The sequence below is a fragment of the Peptoniphilus harei genome, assembly GCF_016726485.1.
Lineage (GTDB): Bacteria > Bacillota > Clostridia > Tissierellales > Peptoniphilaceae > Peptoniphilus_A > Peptoniphilus_A harei.
On the sequence record NZ_CP068103.1, the window covers coordinates 1,028,052 to 1,050,258 of the forward strand.

Consider the following 22,207-nt stretch of genomic DNA (forward strand, 5'->3'; position numbering starts at 1 on the left):
CTCCTAGTCTCCAATATAATTTGCAACAGCTACAACTTTTGCATCTGTCAAATTCATAAGTTTAACACCAGATGTATTTCTTCCTTGGATGGAGATATCTTCTGTAAGAATCCTTATAATAATTCCAGAGTTTGCAATTATCATAACGTCGTCTTCTTTTTCTACTACAGCAGCTGAAGCAACATCTCCAGTTTTATTTGTAATCTTGTAAGTTAGAAGTCCCTTTCCACCCCTATTTTGTGGTCTGTACTTGTCTATTTCTGTTAATTTTCCATAACCATTTTCTGATATAACAAGAAGATACTTATCTTCCACCACTAAATCAGATGAAACTACAATGTCATCATCAACAAGGTCTATGGACTTAACTCCCATGGAGTTTCTGCCAGACTTCCTAACTTGTTCTTCGTTGAACCTAATGGATAGGCCCTTTTTAGTTACAAGTATTACATCTTCATTATTCTTAGTCAAATGAACATTGATTAATTTATCATCTTCATTTAACTTTATAGCAATGATACCAGATTTTCTAATATTTTTGTAATCCTTAAATGGAGTTCTCTTAATAAGTCCCTTTTCAGTTACCATTAAGAAGTTTAGGTCTGGGTCATATTCTTTAACAGGTATTATTGAAGTTACCCTTTCATCTTCTTCAAGGTCAAGTAAATTTATAATAGCTGTACCCCTTGATGTCCTTGAGTCTTCTGGTATTTCATAGGCCTTTAATTTAAAGACATTACCAAGTGATGTAAAGAATAAAATCATATCGTGAGTAGATGTGACGAATAATTCTTTGACAAAGTCCTTATCTCTCATATTGCCTGAAGAAACTCCCCTGCCACCTCTTTTTTGTGGCTTATAAGTTCCCTCGCTCATTCTCTTGATATAGCCAAATTGAGTAAGAGTTATTACAACATCTTCTTTCTTTATAATGTCTTCAATTTCTATATCAGTAGAATCGTGGGAAATAACAGTTCTTCTTAGGTCACCATATTTTTCCTTTATTTCAAGAAGTTCTTCCTTGATTAGGTTCATAAGGACATCATTATTTTCTAAGATTTCCCTAAACCACTTGATGTCAGCTTGAAGTTTTTCATATTCAGCTTCCAGTCTATCTCTTTCAAGTCCAGTAAGTCTTCTGATTCTCATGTCCAAGATAGCTTGGGATTGTTCTTCTGTTAATTTAAATTCTTCATAGAACTTTTCCTTAGCTTCCTTGTCATCCTTAGATGCCCTTACAATTTTTATAATCCTGTCGATGTTATCAAGAGCTATGAAAAGACCTTCAACTATGTGGGCCCTCTTTTCTGCCTTGTCTAGGTCGAACTTTGTCCTCCTAGTCACCACTTCAACTTGGTGGTCAACATAGTATCTTATAATCTCCTTAAGATTTAGGATTTCTGGTTTACCATTAACTAGAGCAAGATTTATAATCCCAAAAGTTGTTTGCATTTGAGTGTTTTTGTAAAGCTTATTTAAAACAACTTCTGCATTGGCATCTCTTTTTAGTTCAACTATTATGTTGATGCCCTTCCTGTTTGAGGCATCAGTTATATTAGAAATTCCATCAATTACCTTGTTCTTGGCAAGGTCTGCTATCTTCATAATAAGTGAAGACTTGTTAACTTGGTAAGGAAGCTCTGTAATTACAATTTTTTCACGATTGTTCTTAAAGGCCTTGATTTCTGCAACTGCCCTTACAGTTATCTTTCCTCTACCTGTTTCATAGGCTGCTCTTATTCCTTCAGTTCCCATAATTTGGGCACCTGTAGGGAAGTCTGGTCCCTTAATTATTTGATTAAGCTCAGCAATAGAAATTTCATCATTATCAATGTAGGCTATAATTCCGTCAATGGACTCATTCATATTGTGAGGAGCCATATTTGTAGCCATACCTACTGCAATACCACTAGATCCATTTACTAAAAGATTTGGAAATCTTGCTGGAAGTATTGTTGGTTCCTTTTCGTTCTCATCAAAGTTTGGAACAAAATCAACTGTATCCTTATTTATATCCCTTAGCATTTCTTCTGCAAGCTTGGTCATCCTAACTTCTGTATAACGCATAGCCGCAGCCCCATCACCGTCAATGTTACCAAAGTTACCTTGGCCATCAACTAGGATATATCTTGTGTTAAAGTCTTGGGCAAGTCTAACTGTTGCTTCGTAAATAGATGAGTCACCGTGAGGGTGATACTTACCCATTACATCCCCAACAAGCCTTGCTGACTTTCTGTAGGGTCCATTGGATGCAAGATTAAGTCCCTGCATACCGTATAAAATTCTTCTATGGACTGGTTTTAGTCCATCACGTACATCAGGAAGTGCTCTTGCAACAATTACAGACATTGAATAGTCAAGATAAGATGATCTCATCTTTTTATTAATATCTACATCAAGTATTCCTGATTCTATAATCTTATTTTCACTCATAGTTTACTCCTATGCATCTATATAATCTGCATAAACTGCATTTTCTGTTATAAAGTCTCTTCTTGGTTCAACTTCTGATCCCATTAGGATTGAGAAAGTGTCATCTGCTTCTGTTAAATCGTCTATATTAACCTTTAAAAGAAGCCTGTTGTCTGGGTTCATTGTAGTCTCCCAAAGTTGTTCTGGGTCCATTTCCCCAAGACCCTTGTACCTCTTTATGTTGACCTTAGAATCTTTGTATTCTTTAAGGGCAAGTCTAAGTTCCTTTTCATTGTGACAATATCTTAAAATCTTAGTTCCCTTTTCTATTCCATAAAGTGGAGCTTGGGCAACATAGACATGTCCCTCTTCTATTAGTGGCTTCATGTATCTAAAGAAGAATGTTAGTAGAAGAGTCATAATGTGAGCACCGTCAACGTCGGCATCGGTCATTATTATGATCTTGTCGTATCTTAATTTTTCTAGGTTAAATTCTTCTCCAATCCCTGTTCCAAAAGCTGTAATCATGGCACGGATTTCTGAAGAATTTAGCATCCTATCAAGCCTTGCTTTCTCAACGTTCATAATCTTACCCCTAAGAGGTAGGATTGCTTGGTAAGCTGAGTCCCTGCCGTCCTTGGCAGAACCACCAGCAGAGTTACCTTCGACTAGGAAGATTTCATTTCTCTTTGGATCGTCATTTTGACAGTCTGCAAGCTTGCCTGGAAGGGTCATGGATTCAAGATTATTTTTCTTTCTTGTAAGGTCTCTTGCCTTTCTGGCAGCTTCTCTTGCACGTCTTGCTGATAGAGCCTTGTCTAGGATTTGCTTTCCAACTCTTGGATTTTCTTCCAAGAAAATTGCCAATTCTTCAGATAAAACTGAATCTACAACTCCCCTAGTTTCAGAATTTCCTAGCTTTGCCTTAGTTTGGCCTTCAAATTGTGGGTCAGGTAATTTTACACTTATAACTGCAGAAATACCTTCTCTTACGTCTTCACCAGATAGGTTTTCTTCCTTTTCCTTTATAATATTATTTTTTCTACCATAATCATTTAGGGTCCTTGTTAGGGCTGACCTAAAACCAGAAAGATGGGTTCCACCTTCTTCAGTGTTAATATTATTTGCAAAAGAAAGCACAACTTCTGAGTAGGAGTCTGTGTATTGGATTGCAATTTCAACTGCTGTCTCTTCCCTAATTTCATCTATGTAGATGATTTCATCATGGACTGGCTTTTTCTTTGCATTAATAAATTCAACAAAGGATTTTATTCCACCTTCATAGTGAAAGACTTCCTTTAAGTCTTTTCTCTCATCTATAAATTCAATTTTTATCCCCTTATTTAGGAAGGCCATCTCCCTAAATCTCTTGGATAAAACTTCATCAGAAAATTCTACAGTTTCAAAGATAGTATCGTCTGGTTCAAAGTAAATTGTTGTACCAGTATCATCTTTTTTAGTTTCTCCAATAACTTCTAGGTCACTTTTTCTGTGTCCCTTGGAAAATTCTTGCCTGTAAATTTTTCCATTTCTTTTTACAGTTGCTACTAATTTATTTGAAAGAGCGTTAACTACAGATACACCAACACCGTGAAGTCCACCAGAAACCTTGTAGGCAGAGTTGTCAAACTTACCACCTGCATGAAGGATTGTAAGTACTGTTTCTACTGTAGACTTACCTGTTTGTGGATGGATGTCAACTGGTATACCTGAACCATTGTCAGTTATTTCAACGCTTCCATTTTTATTTATTTTTATAATAATATGATCACATATACCGGCAAGAGCCTCGTCAATGGAGTTGTCTACAACCTCATAAACTAGGTGGTGTAGACCTCTTGGTCCAGTAGATCCAATATACATACCCGGTCTTTTTCTAACGGGGTCTAGTCCTTCTAAGACCTGTATATCCGACGCGTCATAATGTCTTTTGTCCTTTGCCATTTTTTCTCCTGTTCTTTTACAAAATCCTACCTTGACTCACCCTATAAAAATTGGCATCAACGGATTTTAGAAATTCGTCAGCCTCTGTTGTGGTGATAAAGGTCTGTAAATCTTTTAGTGAATGTAATAAGTATCTACTTCTCTTAGAATCAATTTCCGAAAAGACATCATCAAGTAAAAGTAGAGGCTTTGTTTTATATAAATCTCTTATAAGATCTGCTTCAGATAATTTTAAACTCAAGACTATAGATCTCTGCTCTCCCTGGGACCCATAAGACTTAGAGGAAAATTTATTTATCTTGAAGTCCAAGTCATCCCTGTGGGGCCCAATTGTTGTGTATCTCTTCTCAAGGTCCTTTGGGAGGGATTCCTTTAATATTTTCAAATAATTTTCCATTAGCTCTTCCTCGTCCACGAAAACTGGTACTGTAGATAGGTAGGTTATATTTAAATCGTCTCCAGATAAGTTTTTATAATGTTTTTTGGCAATTTCATTTAACTTTTTAATAGTCTTTAACCTCATTATAATTATCTTGGTACCATTTTTTACGATTTCCCTGTCGTAGACATCTAGAAGATTTCTGTCCATGTTCATCTTTAGAAGCTTGTTCCTCTCGAACAAAAGTCTCCTATACTTATACATATAAAAATCATAATTTAGGTCAATATTTGAAAGCAGGTCGTCTAAGAATTTTCTTCTTTCCTTGGGTGAATATTTTATTATATTCAAATCTTCAGGATTAAAAAGCACTACAAATCTAGATTTTCTGTATTCTTTAGTATTTACCTTGTCATCGTTTATAAAAAGTTTCTTGTTTTCAAACTTTGAAATTTCAATCCTGTAGTCGTCCTTGTAGTCCTCTGTCATGTATCTTGTAATAATACTTGAGGAATTTTCATCTATATTAATGAGGTCATTGTCCTTTAGGCTCCTAAAAGAAGTGGCCCTTATAGACATGTAAATTGATTCCAACAAGTTGGTCTTTCCCGAAGCATTTAGACCATAGAGAACATTTATATTTTCACCTGGAATAAAATCTAAACCCTTGTAATTTCTAAAATTAAAAAGTCTTAGATGGTTGAGTTTCATTTTTCACCAATTATAAAGTCATTTCCCTCAAAAGAAATTTTGTCTCCCTTGTATAATTTTTTTCCTCTCCTAGTTTCCACTTCTCCATTAACCATAACAGCACCTTCTTGGATAAGGGTCTTTGCAAGACCACCTGATTCACAAAGGTTTGTTAGTTTTAGGAAGGAATCTAGTTTTATAAATTCAGTATTTATTTTAATTGTTTCCATAGTTACCCCGCAAGTCTTACTGGTAAGACAAGATATATATAGGAATCATTTTCTTTTTCTGTAATTATTAGTGGGTTTACTGAGTCAGTGAAATTAAGGACAATTTCATCAGATTCTAGTATCTTAACCCCGTCTAAAATATATCTTGAATTAAAAGCAATATCTAAACTTTCATCATGTTCTGATGTTTTAACTTTTTCAAAAACATCTCCAATTTCTGAATTACTTTTTATATCAATATAATTTTCAGCTACATTTAATTTTATTAGGTTGGCTCTGTCTTCTCTTGCAAGAAGAGATGCCCTTTCCACTGCAAGTTGGAATTCTCTCTTTGATACAGATGTAGAAATCTTGTGTTCATCTCTTAGAAGAGCACTGTAGCTAAAAAAGTCTCCACTTAATAAAGTTGAATAAAATACAGTATTGTTAAACTTAAAGACAATATTATTTCTTGAAATATTTAACTTAAGATTTTCTTCATCATCAACTATCTTTACAAGTTCATTAAGTGACCTGGATGGAATTATAATTGAATTTTCAATTCCAGTTTCCTTTTCAAGTTTTTGTATTGCCATCCTAAATCCATCTAGGGCAACAAAATTTATAAAGTTTTTCTTTATATCCATTAGGACACCTGTAAAGACAATTCTTGATTCGTCACTAGAAACGGCAAAAGTTGTCTTCTTTACAATGTTTTTTAGGTCCTTAGCTGACATATCTATAGTGATATCTTCTTCTACTTTTGGTAGGTCTGGATATTCATCAGCCTTTTGTGTGGATAAGTTAAAGATTGAATCACCACATTTAAGGTTCATCATATAATTTTCTACATTTATATTTATAATGTCATTTTCAAGTTTTCTAATAATATCTCCAAAGAGTCTTGAATTTATTACAATTTCTCCTTCTCTTTCAACAATTGCCTTAAGCTCAGTCTTTATGCTTATTTCTGTATCTGTTGCAGTAAGAGTAAGAATATTATCTTTGGCTGATATTTTTATACCTTCAAGTATTTGCATAGTCGTTCTTTGAGAAATTGCTTTTTGAACTATGGAAATATGTTTTGTCAGTTCTTTTCTGTTAACCTTTATTAGCATTTTTTCCTCCTAGAAAATAGTATATTAATCAGTAATAGTAGTAGGGCCTGTGGATTTGTTAATAAGTCCCTAAAAGTTATGAGTTACAATAAAAATTTCTCTTGATAAGTTGTGGATAAGATTGACACTTATAAAAACTTATCAACAGCTAAGATTTTATCTCTTTTATTAAATTAGTAATCTCAATTTTAAATACAGGATCATCTTCTAAATCCTTGCTTATTTTGTCGTAGGCATGAATAACAGTAGAGTGGTCACGTCCACCAAATACATCTCCAATCTTAGGAAGGCTAAGATCAGTTAGTTCTCTTGTTATATACATGGCTATTTGTCTTGGATAGGCTATAGCCTTGGTCCTTTTTCTAGAATTTAAATCATCAAGATTTAGTCCATATTTTTTAGCAACTTCAGACTTTATATATTCTGCAGTTATTTGTTTTTTGGCCTTAGTTTCGTAGATATCCCTAAGGACTATGGCAGCAGATTCAACGGAAATATCTGAATCTGTTAGCTTTGAATAGGCCATAACCCTGGATAAGGCTCCCTCAAGTTCTCTTATATTGCTTCTGACATTTTCTGCAATAAAGTTCATTACCTCTTGGGAAACCTCGAATCCTTCAGAATCGGCCTTTTTCCTCAAAATTGCAATCCTAGTTTCAAGATCTGGAGGTCCAATATCTACTACAAGACCCCAGGCAAACCTAGAAATAAGCCTTTCTTCAAGGCTCTTGATATCCTTAGGCGGTTTATCAGATGTAAGGACAATTTGCTTATTTTGCTCATGGAGCTCATTAAAGGTATGGAAAAATTCCTCCTGAGTCCTGTCCTTATCAGCTATAAACTGGATATCGTCTATAAGTAGAAGGTCAACCTTCCTGTATTTATTCCTAAAGTCTTCATTCTTATTAGTTTGGATTGAATTTATAAGCTCGTTAGTAAACTGCTCACTTGTCACGTATAAAATTTTCTTTGTAGGATCTTGTTCTAGTACAAAATGTCCAATTGCATGCATTAAATGGGTCTTTCCAAGTCCTACACCTCCATAAATGAAGAGGGGGTTTGAAAAGGCATTTTGCGGATTTTCGTAATTTTCAGAGACAGCCAAAGCTGCTGCATGGGCGAATTCATTGCTCTTGCCCACCACAAAGGTATCAAAAGTGTATTTTGGGTTTAGCCTTGATATGCTTAAGAAGTTCTTATTTATAAGGCCTGCAGGGTTTTGGTCTGTTGCTTCATCTTCTGAAATTATGCTTATATCAAAATCAATTCCCGTAATCTCATTGAGGGCTTCCCCTACGAGGTCAAAGTGCCTCTTATTATTTACAAGATAATCTCTTATAAAGGGAGAGGGAACTGTGATTATGATTTTTTCTTCATCATAATCAATTGATTTTGGAAGCATTCTGGAAAACCAAGTGGAGTATGTAACTTGAGACATTGATTTTTTTTCAAGTTCTTTTAAGAAAGACTCCCACATAGTGGAAAGTTCCTTGTCCATATTTCCTCCTTATTAACAATTTATATATTGTTGATAAATAACAGTTCATAAATCTATATACAATTGTGAGTAAACTTGTGGATAAGTAAATATAAACAATATGATTTTGGTTGAATTGTTGATAGATTGCCTAAAAAATTTGCTAAATCACAGTTTTTAGAAAAATAAAAATAAAACTATCAACATCTTATCAACAGATTGTTAATAACTTTATTTATAAACAGGTTTATTATTATCTACATATAACTCACAATTATCCACATATATTTTAACAAATAAGACTATACTTATCAACAATAAGGGCTTTGAATGAACTCTCATAAATTATTTAATATTTATATTTTTTTGGTTTTGAAAGTTAATTAATTGACTATATTACTTGACAAGACTCTAATTTGTAAATAAAATGATAAGGATAGAAAGAGGTGAGAATTTTGAAAAGAACTTATCAACCAAAAAACAAACAAAGAAAAAGAGAACACGGTTTTCGTGCTAGAATGAGAACAAGAGCAGGTAGAGCCGTAATTAAGGCAAGAAGAAGAAAGGGCAGAAAGAAACTTTCAGCTTAGGTTTTATAATGAAGGATTGTTATTTAAAAAAGAATAGTGAATTTCAAAGGGTTTATTCTAATAAGAAGATTTCTGGATCTAGATACATCACTCTTTTTACTGCTAAGAACAATAGAGACTATCCGAGATTTGGCATTACTGCCACAAAAAAAGTCGGCAATGCAGTAAATAGGAATTTTATCAGAAGAAGATTAAAACACCTTTTAAGAGAGAATTCTCATAAAATAAAGCCTGGATACGATTATGTATTTGTCGCAAAGAAGGATGCATGTGATTCGGACTTTAAAGACTTTAAGAATTCTTTTTTTTCTGTTTTAAAAAGACAAAAGAAGATGGTTAAATGAGTAAAATTTGTATGATTTTAATAAGATTTTATCAAAGGTTTATTTCAACCTATCTTCTTCCAGGAAGACACTGTAGGTTTGACCCAACCTGTTCACAATACAGCTACGAAGCCTATGAGAAGTATGGATTTTTTAAGGGAACTTATTTGACTATAAGGAGAATCTTAAAGTGTAATCCCTTCCACAAGGGCGGATACGATCCTCTCATTTAAATTGGAGGAAATTATTAATGCATTTAATTAGTACTATACTTGGTACTTTTGTTAGATTCATCTATGATGGTCTAGCAGCAATTATACCACAAGAACCAGCTGCAATTTCATTTTTTGCACTTTCAATTATAATTGCAACTATCATTATTAAGCTTTTGATTTTGCCACTAAATATTTCTCAGATGAAAAATCAAAAGAAAATGGCAAAACTTCAACCAGAGCTTACTAAGATTCAAAAGAAGTACAAAAACGACCCACAAACTTTGGCTGCTAAGCAACAAAAGCTTTATAAGGATGCCAACTACAACATGGCTGGAGGATGTCTTCCAATGATTATTACCATGGTTGTATTGATTGCCTTTTATAGGGTCTTTTTGAACCCACAAACCTTCGCTTTTACAGATCCAGGTTTTTATGAAGCAATGAACAAGAACTTCTTTTATATAGAAAATATTGATCATGCTGACAAAACTTTAATTATGCCTATTATAGCGGCAGCTTCGACTTTCTTAGTATCCTTTATTACTACTAAGAACCCTGCAACTCAAGGAGCAGGTGCTGATCAAGCTAAGTCAATGATGTCTACTATGATGGTTGTAATGCCAATTTTAATTTTTTCAATGGCAAGAAAATATGCAGCAGGACTTGTAATTTATTGGACTGTTTCCAATATTTTTTCAATAGGTCAACAGCTCATAACTAATAAGATTGTAGAAGATGAAATTGAAGAAGTTGAGGTTAAGGACAAGTAATGAATTATGTAATTAAGACGGGCAAAACCGTAGATGAAGCAGTAAGAGAGGCTCTAAATGAATTAAATATTACAAGAGATAATGCTGAAATTGAAGTCCTTGATGAGGGTCAAAAGGGTTTCTTGGGACTTATTGGTTCTAAGGATGCCACTGTAAAAGTTTGGCCAAAAGTAGATGAGACAAAAAGCATCTTAAATGAAATATTTAATGAAGAAATTGAACCAGAGACGAGCCAAGAAGTAGTTCAAAATACTGATGATGAACTTGAAATAGAAGACGAAGAAGTTTCCACAGATGAAGTTCATATGGAAGAAGCTATTAAGACTCTTGATGAAGAAAATGAAGAAATCTTAAGTGCTGCAAGAGAATTTTTAGGAAAAATCCTTGAAACTCTTGAACTTGATAATATTGTGGAAATGGAATTAGAAAATAATACTCTAAATGTAAATGTCAACGGAGATGAAAATAGACTTGGAATTTTAATTGGAAAAAGAGGGGTAACTCTTGATTCTATCCAATATATTTTAAACTTAATTGTTAATAAAAAATCTTCAAGATACATTAGGGTCAACCTTGACTCTAGTGGCTACAGGGATAAGAGAAAGAAGACTCTTGAAAATCTTGCTGGCAAAATGGCCAACAAGGTTCTTAAGACTGGTAGGTCCATAAAGCTTGAACCTATGAATTCTTATGAAAGAAAGATTATCCACACAGCTTTACAAGATTTTGAAGGAGTACTTACTCATTCAGAAGGAAAGGATCCTTTTAGAAAAGTAGTAATTCAAAAAGAGAGAGAATATTGATAAAGAGGGCTTTATTTTAAAAGCCTTCTTTTTTATTTGTCTTAATTGTAGTAATATAATCTAAAAGGAATGATAAAATGGGAAATTTAAATGATACAATAGCTGCTATCTCTACAGCAATCGGCGAGGCCGGCATTGCTGTAGTAAGAATGAGTGGCGATGATTCAATTAATATAATAGATGAAATTTTCAAATCTGCCAGTGGAAAAAAGATGGCAGAGGCTGAAAATAGGAAGTTTTTATACGGTCATATAGTTGACGGAGATAAACAAATCGATGAAGTCCTAGTTGTTAAGATGAAGGGACCCCACTCCTATACAGCAGAAGACATTATTGAAATCCACTGCCATGGTGGTGTGGTATCTGTAAAAAGGATTCTTAACTTAATTCTTTCTAAAGGTGCAAGACTTGCTGAAAAAGGTGAGTTCACTAAGAGGGGCTTTTTAAATGGAAGAATTGACTTAACTCAAGCAGAAGCCGTAATTGACATGATTAAGGCAAAGACTGACTTGTCTTTTGACATGGGTTTAAATCAATTAAGTGGTGCCTTGAGTGAAGTTCTTAATAAATTAAAGGACGAACTTGTATCTATGCAGGCTCTAATTGTTGCAAACATTGACTTTCCAGATGAGGATATTGAGGATGCTGCCTATAATGACCTTATTGAAAGGTCCAACAAAATCCTTGATAAGATGGATAATCTCTTAGATAATTCAAAGAATTCAAGGCTTTTAAGGGATGGAATAAACACAGTTATCCTTGGAAAACCAAATGTTGGTAAGTCCTCTCTTTTAAATGGTCTTTTAAAATATGACAGGGCCATAGTCACTGATATTGCTGGAACAACTAGGGATATTATAGAAGACTATATAAACCTCGATGGTGTCCTATTGAAGATCACAGATACAGCAGGAATCAGGGAAACTGACGATGAAGTTGAAAAAATTGGTGTAAATATAGCCAGAGAAAAGCTAAAGGAAGCTGACCTTGTTATTGCAATTTTTGATATTTCTCGTGAGTTTGACAAGGACGACGAAGAAATTTTAAATCTAATAAAGGACAAGAAGCACATCACTATTTTAAATAAGGATGACTTGGAACAAAAGATTTCTGATGAAGAAATAAAAAAATACTTCAAGGATGATTATTTGAGACTTTCTGTAATGGAAAATGAGTCAGTAAAAAAGATAGAAAACCTAATTATTGACCTCTTCTTTGACGGAGAACTTCAAATATCCTCTGATTCAGTCCTTTCCAATCTAAGACATATAAATGCCTTAAAGGAAGCAAAAAAATCTCTTTTAGAGGTAAATGAGAGCTTAAAGAAAAAGGTCTTTTTAGATTTAATTGAAGTTGACCTAGAAAATGTAATAGGCCACATTTCTGAAATAACAGGAACAATTACAACAGAAGATATTTTAGACAGGGTATTTTCTGATTTTTGTATAGGAAAGTAGGTAAAGATGTCAGACGTTAAATATTATGAAGCGGGAGACTTTGACACAGTAGTCATTGGAGCAGGCCATGCTGGCAGTGAGGCTGCCCTTGCCTCTGCAAGACTTGGTGCAAAGACTCTCCTATTATGTATAAATTTAGATTCAATTGCGCAAATGAGCTGTAATCCAAATATTGGAGGAACTGGAAAGGGCCACCTAGTTCGTGAAATTGACGCACTTGGTGGAGAAATGGCTAAAAACATTGACAAAACTTTTATCCAATCTAAGATGCTAAACACATCTAAGGGACCTGCAGTTCATTCGCTTAGGGTTCAAGCTGATAAGAGAAAATATCACGAAGAGATGAAGAGAGTTCTAGAAAATGAAGAAAACCTCTATCTTGTGGAAGATGAAGCTATAAGAATTTTAAAAGAAGGTAATAAGGTAAGTGGAGTTTTGACAAGAAATGGTGCAAAATACAATACCAAAGCTGTTGTAATCTGCAGTGGAACTTATCTTAGGGCAAGGATTTTTATGGGAGAAGTTAACTTCTCATCTGGTCCATCTGGTTTTGGACCTGCCAACCACCTTTCTTCTAGTTTGGAAGAAGATTTTGGAATGGAACTTCAAAGGCTTAAAACTGGTACACCAGCCAGGGTCCTAAGAAGTTCTATTGACTTATCTGTTATGAAGGAACAGGCTGGAGATGAAGAAATCATTCCATTTTCCTTCTTAAATATTGATAAGAAATATGATATTGACCAAGAACTTTGTTACCTTACTTACACAACTAAGAAATGTCACGAAATTATAAGGGATAATATTGAAAGGTCTGCCTTGGCCCTTGGAGACATTGAGGGAAAGGGCCCAAGATATTGTCCATCTATTGAAGACAAGGTTATGAGGTTTGGGGACAGGGATTCCCACCAAGTATTTATTGAGCCAGAAGGACTTACTACTGATGAAATGTATATACAAGGTGTTTCCTCTTCCCTACCTGTTGAAATTCAACAAGAGTTTTACAAGGAAATAATTGGGATGGAAAACTGCAAAATCCTTAGACCTGCCTATGCCATAGAATATGATGCCATTGATGCAACTCTTTTAAAGAGAAGTCTTGAACACATGGACTATGAAGGTCTTTTCTTTGCAGGACAAATAAATGGGTCCAGTGGTTATGAAGAAGCAGGAGCCCAAGGCATAGTTGCAGGTATCAATGCAGCTCTAAAGGTCCAAGGAAAAGATCCCTTTATCCTAGATAGGTCTGAAGCTTATATAGGCGTTTTAATCGATGATCTTGTAACCAAGGGAACTCGTGAACCCTATAGGATGATGACATCAAGGGCAGAGTACAGGCTAACACTTAGACAAGACAACGCAGACCTCAGATTGACTGAAAGAGGAAGGGAAATTGGTCTTGTAGATGATGAGAGATATGAAGGTTACCTATACAGAAAAAAGGCAATTGAAGATGAAATAAAGAGAATTAAGAAGATTCAAATCAACCCAACTGCTGAAAACAATAAGATTTTAGAGTCACTTGGATCTACTGAGACTCAAAATTCCTTTAGTCTTTATGAAATGATAAAAAGGCCAGAACTTGATTATAAAAAACTAGAAGTCTTTGATCCAGATAGACCTCCTGTCCGTGAAGATGTAATAAGAAATATAGAAATAGAAATAAAATACGAAGGATATATTAAGAAGCAAGAAATCCAAATCAAACAATTTAAAAAGCTTGAAAATAAGAAGCTTTCAAAGAACCTTGACTACAAGGCTATAGATGGTCTTAGGATTGAAGCAAGAGAAAAGCTATCTGATATTAGGCCAGAATCTATTGGTCAAGCATCGAGAATAACTGGAGTTTCACCTGCTGATATAAATGTCCTTCTTATCCACTTAGAACAAATGAGGAGAAAAAATGTTAGTTGATTATTTCAAGGAATATGACCTTGATACAAAAAATATAGATAAGTATGAGAGATATAAAAAATTAATCCTAGATTATAACCAACACACAAATCTTACAAGAATAACTGAAGATGATGAGTTTAATGTAAAACACTTTTTGGACTGCCTAAGCCTTATAAAAACTGGAAAGTTTAGCGGAAGTGAAAAAATTATAGACATTGGAACAGGAGCAGGATTTCCTGGAGTCCCATTAAAACTCTACAATGAAGAGCTCGATGTAACCCTACTAGACTCCCTAAGAAAGAGGATTGACTTCTTGGATGGAGTTATAGAAGACCTAGGCCTTAAAAACATAAGGGCAGTTCATGCAAGAGCAGAAGAAGTTGCAAGGACAGATGAATATAGAGAACAGTTTGATGTTGCGGTATCAAGGGCTGTGGCCAACCTATCAACTCTTACAGAATATGCAATGGGTTTTGTGAAAGTCGGTGGATATTTCATATCTCAAAAAGGACCAGAGTATAAAGAAGAAATTAAGAATGGCAAAAGAGCAATAGAAGTTATGGGTGGAGAAGTTGAAGATGTAATTCACACTCCCCTACCTAATGATATTGATCACTATATAATTGTAATAAAAAAGGTAAAAGCTACTGACAAGAAATATCCAAGAGGTGAAGGTAAACCTAGGAAGTCTCCCCTATAAGTTAGTTATTTACACAAACAAACACAAAGAAAAAATTAAGGCTCCACGTGGAGCCTTTTTGCTTGCAATAAAACTTAATATTTCGATAAATTATTATGCTCCACGTAGAGCATTTAGTATAAATATTATTTGTGCTCTACGTAGAGCATGAGGCTAAAATTAGAATAAAAATTTTGCACTAATACTTTCCTCATCTTTAAAATGCTTCTTAAACATGATATTATTAATTATATAGAAATGAGGTAAGAATATGTCTGTTGTAATTACAGTTTTTAATCAAAAGGGTGGTGTTGGAAAGAGCACCACAGTCATAAATTTAAGTTCAGCATTGGCTCTAAGAGGCAAAAAAACTCTAATAGTGGACATGGATCCCCAAGGAAATGCTACATCGGGCCTTGGTCTATATGAATTTGACAATATGATTTACGATTTTTTAATAGATGAAGAATTGGATTCGATATATCCAACAGGTTTTTCAAAACTTGATATAATCCCATCAAACTCGGAGTTTGCTGGAGTGGAGATAGAACTAGCAAGGCACGAAGATTGGCAATTTAAATTAAAAAAGATGATAGATAAGGTGAAGGACAATTATGATTTTGTAATTATAGATTCACCACCTTCTCTTGGAATCCTATCAATGATGTCACTTGTGGCAAGTGATAAGATTTTAGTGCCAGTCCAATGTGAATATTATGCACTTGAAGGAGTATCTCAACTTATGGACACTATGACCCTTGTAAGGGATAACTTTAATCCAAGCTTGAGCCTACTAGGTGTTGTAATGTGTATGTTCGATGGAAGGACAAACTTATCTAACCAGGTAGTTGAAGAAGTTCAAAAGCACTTTGACAACAAGGTATTTAAAACTTTTATACCAAGAAATGTAAGATTGGCTGAAGCTCCAAGCTATGGAATGAACATATACGACTATGACAGCAGTTCTAAGGGGGCTAAGGCTTACACAGACCTTGCCAAGGAAGTTATAGGTGAGATAAATGACTAAGAAAAAGGGTCTAGGAAGAGGAATTGGAAACTTTCTAAATTCCAGTGAAAAAATAAGAGAAGTTATAGAAGAAGAACGCTCCAAACTTATGGAAATTAGCACTTCTGATATTGTTGCAAACGAGGGACAACCTAGGAAGAACTTTAATGAAGAAGACCTAAAAGACCTAGCAGCTTCGATTGAAAAATACGGTATAATCCAACCACTTTTATTGAAGAAAAAAGAAGATAAGTATGAGATTATAGCTGGAGAAAGAAGATTTAGGGCTGCAAAACTTGCAAGTTTAGAAAAAGTCCCAGCAATTGTAAAAGATATTACTGACCATGAATCTTCAAGGATTGCTATAATAGAAAACATTCAAAGAAAGGACTTAAACCCTGTTGAAGAAGCCATGAGTTACAGGCACCTACTAGATTCACAAGATCTCACACAAAAGGAACTTGCAGAAGAAATAGGCAAATCTAGACAATATATAGGTAACACTATTAGATTATTAAATCTTGACCCAAGAGTCTTAAAACTTCTTGAAGAAGAAAAAATATCTGTATCCCATGGTAAAAAACTTCTTTCTATTAAGGATGGAGATAAGCAATATAAAGAAGCCATGAGGATTATAAAAGACTCTCTACCTGTAAATAACAACAAGAAAAGTGTAAAAAAACCAAGGGTTCAAGAAAAAGAAGACATATTCTTAGAAGACATGAGAAGCCAAGTGGAAAGGTCTCTTGGAACAAAGGTTAATTTCAAAAAAAGAGGTAAGGTTGGAAAAATCGAAATAGAATATTATGGAGAAGAAGACCTATCTAGGATTCTTGATCTAATTTTGGCTAGAGAGTTGGATTAAATATGAAGAGATTTTACACAATATACCTAGTATCAGCCTTTTCAGACAGGCCATTTATGGGAAATTCTACAGGCGTTGTCATAGATGATGGAAGACTCACAGACCTAGAGATGAAAAACATAGCAATGGATATAAATCAATCTGTTGTAGTTTTTGTTAGACAACTAGATAGGGATAGATATCTCACAAGATTTTTCACACCAGATGGAGAAATCAACCTTTGTGGTCACGCAACTATTGCAACTTTTTATGCCCTTGCAGAAAATGAATACATCATGTCCAAGGAAGATGGGGTAAAAAATATTATCCAACATACAAAGATTGGAAAGATTCCAGTAGAGCTTGATTACAAAAATTCTAAGATACAAAATGTCTATATGAATTTAAATGTTGAATTGAGGGAAAAATACGAGGCCCCAGAAGGCGTTTTAAGAGCTTTAAATTTAGGTCCTAATGATATAGGTCTAGAAATTAAAGAAAGCTTAAATATGGAGAAAATATCCACAGGAACCTGTGATATCCTTGTTCCAGTAAAAAATGAAGAGATTTTATCGTCTATTAGCCTAAGTAGAGATGAAGCAATAAAAATTTCTAGAGAAGAAAAGATAATTTCCATCCATGCTTTTACAACACAAGATGGAAAAGAAATTAAACAAAGAACCTTCTCACCAATTATAGGTGCTGACGAAGAATTTGGCAGTGGAACATCAACTGCAGCCACAATGCACTACCTAAAGGCAAATGACCTTGCAAAGAGCGACTCTATTTTAGCAACTCAAGGAGATTATATTGGAAGAGTTTCAAAGGTTATAACTAGCCTGGGAAAAAATGATAAGAAAATAAGGGTCGGTGGAAGGGCCTACGTATTTATGAATGGAGTTATAAATTTATAATGGGAAGAAGACAGAAAAAATCAAATAGATCAAGGTTAGTCCTTGTAATATTCTTTGCCATCCTAGTTTTTTTTGGAGGTAGCCTAGTATCTTCTAGAAATAAGATAGTAGATATAAACCCAAGAGACGTTGATTATATCGAGATAATAGGCTTTAAAACTGGCAATATGAAGACAATTAAGGATAGAAAAATAGTTACTAAGATATGTAAGGACTTAAACAGCCTAAGGGGTAAACAAGCCAACAAGGATACCAATGGCGAAATTGCAAATTACATCAATGTTTATTTCACAAGTGGCAACAAGATTTCCTTTGTTAAGACTGGACTAACTATTAGGGTTAACAATATTTATTACAATGTAAGTTCAAGAAACTCTAAGATGATTGACGAAATAATAGAAAAATATGGAAGATAAACCTGGTGGCTTATGCTCACTGGTTTTTTATTGTAAAAAATTTGTGGATAAATTTATATTAAGTGCTTGTTGATAAAAAATAAAAATCTAAAAACTATTAACAATTTCTTATTTTTAGAGAAAATTGCGAATTATAATCAACATTTGTAGATAAGAAGAGGAAATTGTGGATAAAAAAGCTTGAAAATTAAGTAAAAAACTAAGGGAAGGGCACTTATCCACAGAAATAACTTAAAAAAACTCTTTTCTTTATAAATTTCATAAAAATATAGTCTAAGATAAGAATTACTCCCTTTCTTAGACTATATTTTTAATAAAAAAGACCCGACTTAGGTCGAGTCTTTTTTATATTACATAGTTTTTTTGTCAACTGGTAGGAATGAATCCACAATACCAAGGATAAGAGCACCAACAACAGCACCAAGAACTGATACTGTAAATCCATCAACAATTTGACCTGTGATGAATAAAATTATTGCTGCAACAACAAATCCTACTGCACCTCTACCAAATGGTGAAGCGTCAACTCCTGTGAACTTATTGATTGCCCAGTCCAAAATTCCTATTACAATAGCTGCCATAATAGCTGTAGAATAACCGTCTGTTTGAATTCCAATGGAAAGTGCAGAAGTTAGTAAAACAGCTAATCCACTTACTAAAACTTTAATAATTAAACTAATCATAAATGATTCCTCCCTACTTAATATATAACCAAGGAAATGGAAATTAAACAATTTATATTTAAATTTATATCTATCCAAGACAATTTGTGGTATAAAAATAAGAGGAGGTAGACCATGAAACACGTGAAAATAGAAGTATTTATCCCAAGAGAAGACAGCATAAAATTAATTGATAAAATTAACGAAAAAGGTTTCTTAAAAGAAGAAAATTATGACTATTGTTATGCAGAAACATATGTTAAAGGTCATTTTAGGCCAATTGAAGGGGCAAACCCCTATATAGGAAGCCTAAATAAAGTTGAAGAAGTAGAGGAATCTAAGTTAGAATTTAGGATAAGAAGAGAAGATTTAGAGGAAGCTATGAAAATTATAAGGGAAAATCATCCCTATGAAGTTCCAGTGATAAATATAATTGAATTAATAGATTTGAATTTGGAGATATAAAAGTAGAATTAATAAAAATATAGACAAAGAAATTGAAAATCAAACAAAAAATATTTTGTGACTAATTCTACTTGGTGAATTTAAAATTTATAAAAAATATAAAGCTAGAGCCAATTTATTATGATCAAAAAATTGAAATCTAAAGAAATTTGAAATAGGAAAAAAACTTCCATAAAAAAATCACCTGCTAATGCAAGTGATTTGTGGCGTCCACGAGAGGAGTCGAACCTCCGGCCCCACGCTTAGGAGGCGTGTGCTCTATCCAACTGAGCTACGTAGACCTATAAAATTATTGTATATAAATAATGAAGAAGTGTCAATATTTTATGACACTTCTTTTTAAATCTTAGTTTATTAACTTAAGCAGCCTTCTCAATATTTACAAAAATTTCTTCAAAGACCCTCTTAAATTTATTGATTATTCCATTTTCATAGACCTTGTCCTTAACTATTAAGTCACTTTCAAAGACTAGCTTGTCACCCTTATAAAAGGATATCTTACCAACTGAGGAACCTGCCTCGATTGGTGCCTTAAGGTCTTCATTTATCTCAACCATTTCCCTGTACTTATCTCCTGACTTAGAAAGTATGTAGCCAGTTTCCTTTTGATAAATTGGGATATTTTCATCTTGAGAGTGGAGGACTTCTATGGTCCTTACTTCCTTTTCTGTGTCACCAATGGCATTGTAGCCGTAGTCTTCGAAGCCTTTTGTCATAAGTCTTTTGCAGGCAACGAATCTCTCAAAGTCAGAGTTGGAACCTGTAGTTATTCCAATAAGCCTCATGTCCTTTGACTCGTCGTCAACACCCTTTTCAAGTCCAGTTAAGATTACACACCTGCCCGCTGCATTGGTGTAACCTGTCTTTAGACCATCAACTTCAGGGATAATGCCAAGGACTGGGTTGGTGTTGTATTCTATAAAATTCCTTTCAGGCTCTTCTAACTTAGTTATAGAAGTGTATTTTAAAATCTCTGGATGAAATTTTATAAGTTCTGATGCAAGCTTAAACATTTCCCTAGTTGTCATCTTGTTATAGTCAAGGATTTCATAATTTGTGAGTCCTGTTGGGTTTACCATTAGGGCATTTTTAAGTCCTAAGTCTTGACACTTGTCGTTCATCATCTTGACAAAGGCATCTGTAGAACCTGCCACATGCTTACCTAAAGCTGTGATTGCATCGTTACCTGATACAACCATGGAAGCTTCAATTAGCTTTTCCACTGTGACCTTGTCGCCTTCTTTTAACTTAAAGGAAGATCCTGTTAGGACTGCGGCCTCCTTATCTATTTCAACTTCGTCATTAAGGGATATGGATCCTTCTTGGATTTTATCTAAGACTACAAATATTGAAACAAGTTTGGAAGTTGATGCCATGGCACGAATCTCATCTAGGTTATGACCTTCTAAGATTTCACCAGACTTATAATCTCCCAATAAGTAAGACTTAGTGAGGCCTTCTAGAGGGACCTCTTCTAATTTTTTTATTTTTTCAGCCTCATAAAGGTTGGCCTTTTGGACACCTTCCTTTGTAGGGACTAAAATATTTTGGTTTCTAATTGTATTTGGATCAATTTCTTTTTCTTCAGCATTTGTATCTGTGGCATCTGTTGTATTTTCACTAGTTGCCTTTATATTATCAATTGGTGCTTTTGTTTCTTCTGCCAAAACATTTATAGGAGCAGAAAAAATCACAAGTCCAAGAGATAAATATAGAAGTAATTTCTTCATCATGCACCTCGGGAAATATTGTATCAAATTATAAATAAATTGTAAATTAAGTAGACTTTATAGGCCTGGATAAACTTCTAACTTATGGGTAATTATTATCATTGTAAGGGCAATATGATATAATGAAATTTGTAAATTTTAAAATAATCTATGAGGAGACTATATATGGATAAACAAAAAATAGAAAAAGCTGTTGAAATGATAATTGAAGCAATTGGAGAAGACAAAAATAGAGAAGGTCTCTTAGAAACTCCAGCAAGAGTTGCGAGAATGTATGAAGAAGTTTTTGCAGGACTTGGACAAACTGCTGAAAAGCATCTATCCAAAACTTTTGAAATAACAGAAGACAACATTGTTGTTGTAAAGGACATTGAATTCTACTCAATGTGTGAACACCACTTCTTACCATTTTACGGAAAGGCTCACATTGCCTATATCCCAAATGAAAAGGTAGCAGGTCTTTCAAAACTTGCAAGAACTGTAGAAACTTATGCAAAAAAACCACAACTACAAGAAAGACTTAGCATAGAAGTTGCAGATGCCATGATGAAGTATCTTGAACCAAAGGGAGTTCTTGTAGTTATAGAAGCAGAGCACATGTGCATGAACATGAGAGGGGTTAAAAAGCCTGGCTCAAAGACTGTAACATCAGTAGCTAGAGGAATTCTTGAAACAGACGAAAAGCAAAAACAAGAAGCCTTTAGACTAATTGAATTTTAATTAGATTTTAATGAAAAATACAGACCTTATTCTCAAGAGCAAGATTTATAATGAATATTTAAATGAACTTGAATATCTTGAAAGGGACAGGTTCTTTTGCAGGCACAACTACGAACACTTTGTGTCAGTTGCAAGGATTTGTTACATCCTTAAGCTAGAAGAAGATGTAGATGTAGACAAGGATATGATTTATTCAACAGCCCTCCTCCACGACTTGGGGAGGGTAATTGAAATAAAAGAAGGGATAAATCACGCCATTGCCTCAGTTGATCTTGCTAGAGAAATTTTAAAGCTAACAGATTTTTCAGATGAAGAAAAGGAAAGAATCCTAAATTGCATAGGAGCCCACAGGAGCAAGGACCTGGCAGAAGATGAATTTTTCAATATCTTTTACAGGGCAGACAAACTTTCGAGGCCCTGCTTTAGGTGTCCTGCCTACAAGGAATGCAATTGGAGCTTTAACAAGAAAAATCACACAATAATTTATTGAT

At 34.1% G+C, this 22,207-nt stretch carries 23 protein-coding genes and 1 tRNA gene; 15 read left to right on the top strand and 9 right to left on the bottom strand.

All coding sequences use genetic code 11. The annotated features are described in order from the left end of the window. Positions 1–3 precede the first annotated feature (3 nt). From gyrA to dnaA, 6 genes are all read right to left on the bottom strand, one after another. Complete coding sequence (gyrA, locus tag I6I93_RS04800; protein WP_112889643.1) at positions 4–2,433, bottom strand: DNA gyrase subunit A; 2,430 nt, start codon at positions 2,431–2,433, stop codon at positions 4–6. Between the two features lie 9 nt (positions 2,434–2,442). After that, the gene (gyrB, locus tag I6I93_RS04805) at positions 2,443–4,356 is read right to left on the bottom strand and encodes a DNA topoisomerase (ATP-hydrolyzing) subunit B (protein ID WP_112889644.1); all 1,914 of its coding nucleotides are present in this window, start codon (positions 4,354–4,356) and stop codon (positions 2,443–2,445) included. Between the two features lie 16 nt (positions 4,357–4,372). After that, complete coding sequence (gene recF, locus I6I93_RS04810) at positions 4,373–5,446, bottom strand: DNA replication/repair protein RecF (RefSeq protein WP_112889645.1); 1,074 nt, start codon at positions 5,444–5,446, stop codon at positions 4,373–4,375. Further along, a complete protein-coding gene (yaaA, locus tag I6I93_RS04815; RefSeq protein WP_070701449.1) occupies positions 5,443–5,655 on the bottom strand; it encodes a S4 domain-containing protein YaaA in 213 nt (70 codons plus the stop codon). The genes recF and yaaA overlap by 4 nt, the downstream gene beginning before the upstream one ends. A 2-nt stretch (positions 5,656–5,657) precedes the next feature. Next, on the bottom strand, positions 5,658–6,752 hold the full coding sequence (gene dnaN / locus I6I93_RS04820; RefSeq protein ID WP_112889646.1) for a DNA polymerase III subunit beta: 1,095 nt from the start codon (positions 6,750–6,752) through the stop codon (positions 5,658–5,660). 148 nt (positions 6,753–6,900) lie between these two features. Further along, positions 6,901–8,250 carry a chromosomal replication initiator protein DnaA gene (gene dnaA, locus I6I93_RS04825; protein WP_112889647.1) on the bottom strand — a complete coding sequence of 450 codons (1,350 nt, stop codon included), beginning with the start codon at positions 8,248–8,250 and terminating at the stop codon, positions 6,901–6,903. Positions 8,251–8,684: 434 nt separating this feature from the next. On the opposite strand from dnaA, the gene rpmH reads away from it, so the two are divergent. The 12 genes from rpmH (at position 8,685) to I6I93_RS04885 (ending at position 18,139) form a co-directional block, all read left to right on the top strand. Further along, complete coding sequence (gene rpmH / locus I6I93_RS04830) at positions 8,685–8,819, top strand: 50S ribosomal protein L34 (protein WP_005955298.1); 135 nt, start codon at positions 8,685–8,687, stop codon at positions 8,817–8,819. Between the two features lie 8 nt (positions 8,820–8,827). Then, positions 8,828–9,163 (top strand): ribonuclease P protein component, encoded by a 336-nt coding sequence (gene rnpA, locus I6I93_RS04835; RefSeq protein ID WP_083315525.1) that lies wholly within the window; start codon positions 8,828–8,830, stop codon positions 9,161–9,163. Then, entirely contained in the window at positions 9,160–9,375 is a 216-nt protein-coding gene (gene yidD, locus I6I93_RS04840; protein WP_070701457.1) for a membrane protein insertion efficiency factor YidD, read from the top strand. Before rnpA ends, yidD begins: the two co-directional genes overlap by 4 nt. A gap of 17 nt (positions 9,376–9,392) precedes the next feature. Then, a complete protein-coding gene (locus tag I6I93_RS04845; protein WP_112889648.1) occupies positions 9,393–10,127 on the top strand; it encodes a YidC/Oxa1 family membrane protein insertase in 735 nt (244 codons plus the stop codon). Continuing rightward, positions 10,127–10,930 carry an RNA-binding cell elongation regulator Jag/EloR gene (gene jag, locus I6I93_RS04850; RefSeq protein ID WP_070701474.1) on the top strand — a complete coding sequence of 268 codons (804 nt, stop codon included), beginning with the start codon at positions 10,127–10,129 and terminating at the stop codon, positions 10,928–10,930. Before I6I93_RS04845 ends, jag begins: the two co-directional genes overlap by 1 nt. 77 nt (positions 10,931–11,007) lie before the next feature. After that, positions 11,008–12,387: a tRNA uridine-5-carboxymethylaminomethyl(34) synthesis GTPase MnmE gene (gene mnmE / locus I6I93_RS04855; protein WP_112889649.1), complete on the top strand. Its 1,380-nt coding sequence runs from the start codon at positions 11,008–11,010 to the stop codon at positions 12,385–12,387. A gap of 6 nt (positions 12,388–12,393) precedes the next feature. Beyond that, the gene (gene mnmG / locus I6I93_RS04860) at positions 12,394–14,298 is read left to right on the top strand and encodes a tRNA uridine-5-carboxymethylaminomethyl(34) synthesis enzyme MnmG (protein WP_112889650.1); all 1,905 of its coding nucleotides are present in this window, start codon (positions 12,394–12,396) and stop codon (positions 14,296–14,298) included. Beyond that, positions 14,288–14,980, top strand: coding sequence for a 16S rRNA (guanine(527)-N(7))-methyltransferase RsmG (gene rsmG / locus I6I93_RS04865; RefSeq protein ID WP_112889651.1), 693 nt, complete (start codon positions 14,288–14,290; stop codon positions 14,978–14,980). Before mnmG ends, rsmG begins: the two co-directional genes overlap by 11 nt. Positions 14,981–15,230: 250 nt before the next feature. Continuing rightward, positions 15,231–15,986, top strand: a complete 756-nt coding sequence (locus I6I93_RS04870) for a ParA family protein (protein WP_070701482.1) — start codon at positions 15,231–15,233, stop codon at positions 15,984–15,986. After that, positions 15,979–16,830, top strand: a complete 852-nt coding sequence (locus tag I6I93_RS04875) for a ParB/RepB/Spo0J family partition protein (protein WP_112889652.1) — start codon at positions 15,979–15,981, stop codon at positions 16,828–16,830. Before I6I93_RS04870 ends, I6I93_RS04875 begins: the two co-directional genes overlap by 8 nt. A gap of 2 nt (positions 16,831–16,832) precedes the next feature. Next, positions 16,833–17,723, top strand: a complete 891-nt coding sequence (locus I6I93_RS04880; RefSeq protein WP_070701485.1) for a PhzF family phenazine biosynthesis protein — start codon at positions 16,833–16,835, stop codon at positions 17,721–17,723. Continuing rightward, a complete protein-coding gene (locus I6I93_RS04885; RefSeq protein WP_070701487.1) occupies positions 17,723–18,139 on the top strand; it encodes a hypothetical protein in 417 nt (138 codons plus the stop codon). Before I6I93_RS04880 ends, I6I93_RS04885 begins: the two co-directional genes overlap by 1 nt. 350 nt (positions 18,140–18,489) lie before the next feature. Here I6I93_RS04885 and I6I93_RS04890 read toward each other — a convergent pair whose 3' ends face one another. Further along, entirely contained in the window at positions 18,490–18,822 is a 333-nt protein-coding gene (locus tag I6I93_RS04890) for a phage holin family protein (protein WP_070701489.1), read from the bottom strand. 114 nt (positions 18,823–18,936) lie between these two features. Here I6I93_RS04890 and cutA point away from each other — a divergent pair, with 114 nt between their 5' ends. After that, positions 18,937–19,266 carry a divalent cation tolerance protein CutA gene (cutA, locus tag I6I93_RS04895; RefSeq protein WP_070701491.1) on the top strand — a complete coding sequence of 110 codons (330 nt, stop codon included), beginning with the start codon at positions 18,937–18,939 and terminating at the stop codon, positions 19,264–19,266. A 204-nt stretch (positions 19,267–19,470) separates the two neighbouring features. Here the strand turns inward: cutA and I6I93_RS04900 are convergent. Next, positions 19,471–19,547: transfer RNA gene (locus I6I93_RS04900), tRNA-Arg, on the bottom strand. A gap of 78 nt (positions 19,548–19,625) precedes the next feature. Beyond that, positions 19,626–20,996, bottom strand: a complete 1,371-nt coding sequence (locus tag I6I93_RS04905; protein WP_112889653.1) for a D-alanyl-D-alanine carboxypeptidase family protein — start codon at positions 20,994–20,996, stop codon at positions 19,626–19,628. A gap of 165 nt (positions 20,997–21,161) precedes the next feature. On the opposite strand from I6I93_RS04905, the gene folE reads away from it, so the two are divergent. Then, on the top strand, positions 21,162–21,716 hold the full coding sequence (folE, locus tag I6I93_RS04910) for a GTP cyclohydrolase I FolE (protein ID WP_070701494.1): 555 nt from the start codon (positions 21,162–21,164) through the stop codon (positions 21,714–21,716). A gap of 10 nt (positions 21,717–21,726) precedes the next feature. Next, complete coding sequence (locus I6I93_RS04915; RefSeq protein WP_112889654.1) at positions 21,727–22,206, top strand: HD domain-containing protein; 480 nt, start codon at positions 21,727–21,729, stop codon at positions 22,204–22,206. Position 22,207 lies beyond the last annotated feature (1 nt).